The sequence below is a fragment of the Nitratifractor sp. genome (assembly GCF_015487065.1).
Taxonomy (GTDB): domain Bacteria; phylum Campylobacterota; class Campylobacteria; order Campylobacterales; family Sulfurovaceae; genus Nitratifractor.
In genome coordinates, this window is the sequence record NZ_WFQN01000105.1 from 1 (window position 1) to 2419 (window position 2419).

At 57.5% G+C, this 2419-nt stretch carries 2 protein-coding genes; one reads left to right on the forward strand and one right to left on the reverse strand.

Going from position 1 to position 2419, the window contains the following annotated elements; genetic code table 11:
• Positions 1–94 precede the first annotated feature (94 nt).
• Positions 95–1213: a tRNA (uridine(54)-C5)-methyltransferase TrmA gene (gene trmA / locus F8I07_RS05485; RefSeq protein ID WP_292656770.1), complete on the reverse strand. Its 1119-nt coding sequence runs from the start codon at positions 1211–1213 to the stop codon at positions 95–97.
• Positions 1214–1403: 190 nt separating this feature from the next.
• Between trmA and F8I07_RS05490 the strand changes: the two genes are divergently transcribed.
• On the forward strand, positions 1404–2419 hold a 1016-nt coding region (locus F8I07_RS05490; protein ID WP_292656773.1), incomplete at its 3' end, for an NTP transferase domain-containing protein.

The following is a 2419-nucleotide window of genomic DNA, read 5'->3' on the forward strand; positions in this document are numbered from 1 at the left end:
AATTTGTTTCATACCTTCTCTCTCCTGTTTTCCGTTCCTTGTTATTTCGTGGGATAGCAATCCCACGCTACCCAACTCGGTTCCTCATTCCTCATTACTCATTCCTCATTCGCAAGAAGACCCCGCTCTCCATATGCTCCGTATGGGGGAACTGGTCAAAAAGCGCCCCTTTTTGCACCTCATGGCTGCGGCTCAGGTGCTCCAGGTCCCTGGCCAGGGTCTCGGGATTGCAGGAGATGTAGATGATATTTTCGAATGTGGAAATGAGCTTGCGGGTCGCCTCGTCCAACCCCGCCCTGGGGGGATCGACCAGCACACAACGGAAATCATATTCGTCAATATCAATTCCCTTCAGCCGATTGAAGCTCCGCTCTTTGCGCAAAGCCGAGGTCATCTCCTCGGAGCTGAGACGGACGAAGGCGATGTTCTCCACACCGTTAAGGGTACAGTTCTCTTTGGCCGCTTTGATGGAGTTTTTGCTGATCTCCGTCGCCAGCACCTTACCGAAGCGATCCGCCAGGGGGATCGTGAAATTCCCCAGGCCGCAGTAGGCCTCCAACAGATCTCCGCCCCCTACTTCGGCAGCGCGGGCTTTGGCCCAGGTAATCATTTCCCTATTTACGAATGGATTGGGCTGGGTAAACCCCCCCTCGTAGTGACGGTATTTATATTTTTTACTATCAATTTCTAGAACCTCGGTCACATAGTCCCGAGAAAGTACCAGCCGCTGCTTGCGGGCCCGGCCGATAATGGAAGCGTTCAGCTGTTCTTCGAGCGCCCGGGCCTCCCGCTGCCATGCTTCGTCGAGCTGCCGGTGGTAGAGCATCGTGATCAGGCACTCCCCCGTCGTCGTCGCCAGGAACTCCACGGCAAAAAGTTTGCGGGAGAGAACCGCCGATTCGTTGACCGCCTCCAGCAGCGGTCCCATCCGCTCTTCGATAGGCCGGATCACCTTGGGGCACTCTTCGATCACTACGCTGCCGTCTTTACTCAGATTGCCCATGGCGTAGTCGCAGCGCTCCCTTTCGTGCCAGATCCGAAACTCCGCCCGAGCCCGGTAGTGCGTATCGGACGAAGAATAGGTTTCGATCTCCCCTTGGTAAAAGGGGGCGAGCAGTCCCGCCAGTCTGCGGTGTTTCTCCTCCAATTGTTTCTTGTAGTCGATCGCATAGAGTGTGCAGCTTCCACACGCTCCGAAATGTCGGCATTTCACCTTAAAACCCTTTGGATATAATTGCTTTAAATAAAGTCATTAGATGGTTATTTTGGGCTTTGCCCAGTCATTCATGGTCATTTTACAAGGAGTCGTCCCTTAAATGACCTGCACGCTCTGCGTGCGAAATGACTTTAAATGACCGCATAGCAAATGACTTTGATCATAGATTTTACCCAAAGGAAGTTCAATGTCCGTCTCCGTCGTGATCCTCGCCGCCGGGAAAGGGACCCGGATGAAGTCCCAAACCCCCAAAGTGCTCCACACCATCAGCGGCAAACCGATGCTCTTTCACGCCCTGGACGCCGCGACGAAAATCAGCGACGATGTCACCGTGGTGCTCCACCATCAGCTTGACCGGGTCAGAGAGGCTATCGAGAGCGAATACAAGCGGATCCGCATCCACCGCCAGGATGCCGAGAACTACCCCGGCACCGGCGGGGCCCTGCGGGGGATCGACTTCCGCCACGAGCGGGTGCTGATCCTCAACGGCGACATGCCCCTGGTGACCACCGCTTCGCTGCTGCGCCTGACAGATGCCGGCGGCGACGTGGCCATGAGCGTCATCGATCTGGAGGATCCCAGCGGTTACGGCCGGGTCGTCATCGAAAGAGGCGAGGTCCGCGAGATCGTCGAAGAGAAAGACTGCACCCCCGAGCAGCGCCTCATCCATACCGTCAACGCCGGGGTCTACTGTGTCCGGCGGGAGCTCCTGGAGCGCTACATCCCGCGGCTTTCCAACGACAACGCCCAGCAGGAGTACTACCTCACCGACATCGTCAAGATGGCCGTGGACGAAGAGCGCCACGTCAAGCCGGTCTTTGTCGAAGAGGAGGAATTCAAAGGGGTCAACTCCCGAGTCGACCTGGCCCACGCCGAGGAGATCATGCAGCGGCGGATCCGGCGCTACTGGATGCTGGAGGGGGTCACGATGCGGCTGCCCGAGACGATCTACATCGACTGCCGGGCCGAGTTCATCGGAGAGTGCGAGATCGAGAGCGGCGTGCAGATCCACGGCCGCAGCCGGATCGAAAACGCCCACATCAAGGCCCACTCCGTCATCGAAGAGGCCGTCATCCGCGACGGCAGCGTCGGCCCCATGGCCCGTATCCGCCCCGGATCGAACCTCTCCCATACCCAGATCGGCAACTTCGTCGAAGTGAAAAAATCGGTCCTCAAAGGGGTCAAAGCGGGCCACCTGAGCTA